The 2,402-nt window shown below is 54.6% G+C and carries 2 protein-coding genes; both read right to left on the bottom strand.

From position 1 onward, the window contains the following. Window positions 1-222 precede the first annotated feature (222 nt). Window positions 223-2,049 (bottom strand): ABC transporter substrate-binding protein, encoded by a 1,827-nt coding sequence (locus tag VMW13_07605; protein ID HUV44679.1) that lies wholly within the window; start codon window positions 2,047-2,049, stop codon window positions 223-225. Window positions 2,050-2,170: 121 nt separating this feature from the next. Then, on the bottom strand, window positions 2,171-2,402 hold a 232-nt coding region (locus VMW13_07600), incomplete at its 5' end, for a hypothetical protein (GenBank protein ID HUV44678.1).

The following is a 2,402-nucleotide window of genomic DNA, read 5'->3' as shown; positions in this document are numbered from 1 at the left end:
CTTCGCTATGGTTAGCTCCTGCATTGCAGGCATACTGATTAGCACGGCCGAGGGAACACCGGGTGGCAGTTCATGGGGTCATGAATACCGTGATTGTTCCCCACCTGGTATGCTCCGGCTCCAGGTAAATCGGTCTGTGCTAAAGTCACAAACCACAGCCAGGCTGGGGGTACGAGTTTGTACCCCCAGCCCGTTGCACCGGTTATTACCGAACGTATCTGGCTACCGCTGGCCTGTGTAGTTGTATTTCACGTCCTGGTCAACCCATTCGTACATGGGAGAGTCGCCCCACCAGCCACGACCGGTAGAGAACTCGCCCCGGAAACCGCCTACCCACGGCTGCCACATGGAGTAGTAATACTGCGTCGGAATTTCTATCGCCCACAGAAGGTCGGCCAGGTAGGGCACCAACTCTCGCAGGTTCGCTCGTAGTGTCTTGTCGTTGACTGGACCGCGATTGGGCAGTATGTTCTCTTCGTAGTAGTCCTCGACGTACTGGTCATAGCCGTAACTGCGGTTGTATATCGGGATATAGTCTTCGAGGTGAGCTAGCGGTACCGTATAGTAGATACCGGTTTCACTGGCCAGGAGCATGTTGTCATATCCCCCGCCCCTCTGCACGGACTGGTAGGCACCGCTTTCCCTGGGGTCCAGCTCCAGGTCAACACCTATCTCCAGCCACATCTGCTTGATAATGGACAGTACGTCTACTGATGCCTGGAGGCAAACAATGCTGGCCTTGAAGCCATTGGGGTAGCCGGCTTCAGCCATGAGCGTCTTTGCCGTGTCCGGATGGAAGCCGTAGGCCTCCTGGGTTAGCTCGGATTGCTCCTCCAGGGGGATGAATATGTCACCAAGCTCTCCGCACGGCAAGACTGGTTGGCAGAACTTCTCGGCATTACCGTTGTAGTAGCTCTCGATGAGGGCATCACGGTCAATTGCCATTGAGAGGGCGCGCCGCACCTTGAGGTCGGCATAGGGCAGCTCTTCATTGTCCAGCCGCATCCATATCATCGGAGCGGTGTGCTGGAGGTACCTCGAGTAGTTCAGCTCAGGGTTGCTCCGCATCATACCCTCAGCATCATCCCACTCAACCCCCCGGTACTGGTCAATCTTACCGGTGCGTAGTGCGGAGAGCCGGGTGGACGCATCTGTAATAACCAGTTGACGGTAGGAATCCAGGTAGGGCAACGTGTTCCCCGGGTTTACCGGGTCCTCAAGCCAGTAGTTGGGGTTTCTGGTAAACGTTAAGGAGCTCTCGACGACATAGTCTGTCAACACGAAAGGCCCGGTGCCACAAACATCCTTCCAATCCGTCGCATCTCCATCTCCCAATTCCTGGGGATACATCCAGGTCTCGGCCAGAATCGACTGGATGGATGAACCATGTATAGCCTCCGGGGTCTTCACAACCACCGTCCACTTGTCGGTAGCCTCAACCGATAACAGCCGGTTCTCCTCTTTCGTGGGGTAGTTCATGGAATTGGGATCTAATGACTTCCGGTAAATGGAGTAGGCAACATCTTCAGCGGTCAACTCTCTGCCGAAGGCCGGTGCTTTATCATGAAAGTAGACTCCCTTACGAATATGCAGAATGATGGTCTCGCTATCCGGCCATTCCCAGCTTTCGGCCACCATCGGTGCATCAAAATCAAAGGCCCAAATGCCGGGCAGAACCCAGGTGACTTCACCGGTGCCGGCCGGGCCTCTTGCCCAGTCTCCCTTGGCCAGTTTCTCATGGGTCCACACCGCGGTCGTGGAGTAGTCAGCCATGAGCTTGGTGTCAAAGCCCCTGACATCCGACGATATAACACTGATGAGAGTACCACCATACTTCGGTACGGTGGCAATCGTGGCTAATTTTTTCTCTTGTATAACCTCTTCCTTCTCTTCAACCTCCTTGGCTGCAGGTGCCTCTTTTTCCACCACCTTCCCGGTAACGGTCTGCTCTTTGGTCGTCTCCGCGGCTGGTGCAGGCTGACATGATGACAACACCAGCGCCGCCACCATCAGGCAACTCAATACCAGCCATAACAACTTCCTTTTCATTTCTTTACCTCCTTCTCTCAAGATAACTCGATGGTATCGTATTCTATTCCATTCTCCCTGGCCTCCTGTCCTGGTCTTGTATTCCTTTATCTGTCTTCCCACCCGTGTTGACTGGGGAACCTCAAAGGTTGAATCGTGAGAAGATAGAGTAGTCCTCACCATAGAAAAAGCACCGGCCGGTAGGCCCACCCGAGGGCAGGTCGACGATGAAGCGAGTGTGAGGGTAGACCGCTTCCGGTTCCTGAAACATCGCCAGGCGTTCCTCGGTCATGACGTCTGATTCGAAGGCCCTGGACCAGATGGCCGTTCTGGTTATGCCGGGTATTATGGCATTTACCAGAACATCAGGGTAT

Source organism: Dehalococcoidales bacterium (genome assembly GCA_035529395.1).
GTDB lineage: Bacteria > Chloroflexota > Dehalococcoidia > Dehalococcoidales > Fen-1064 > DUES01.
Note: the sequence above shows the minus strand (reverse complement) of the source record. Positions and strands in the feature narration are given on the sequence as shown.

Coding starts and splice junctions, on each gene's coding strand:
- VMW13_07605 (HUV44679.1), bottom strand. CDS start 2,049: ATGAAAAGGAAGTTGTTATGGCTGGTATTGAGTTGCCTGATGGTGGCG.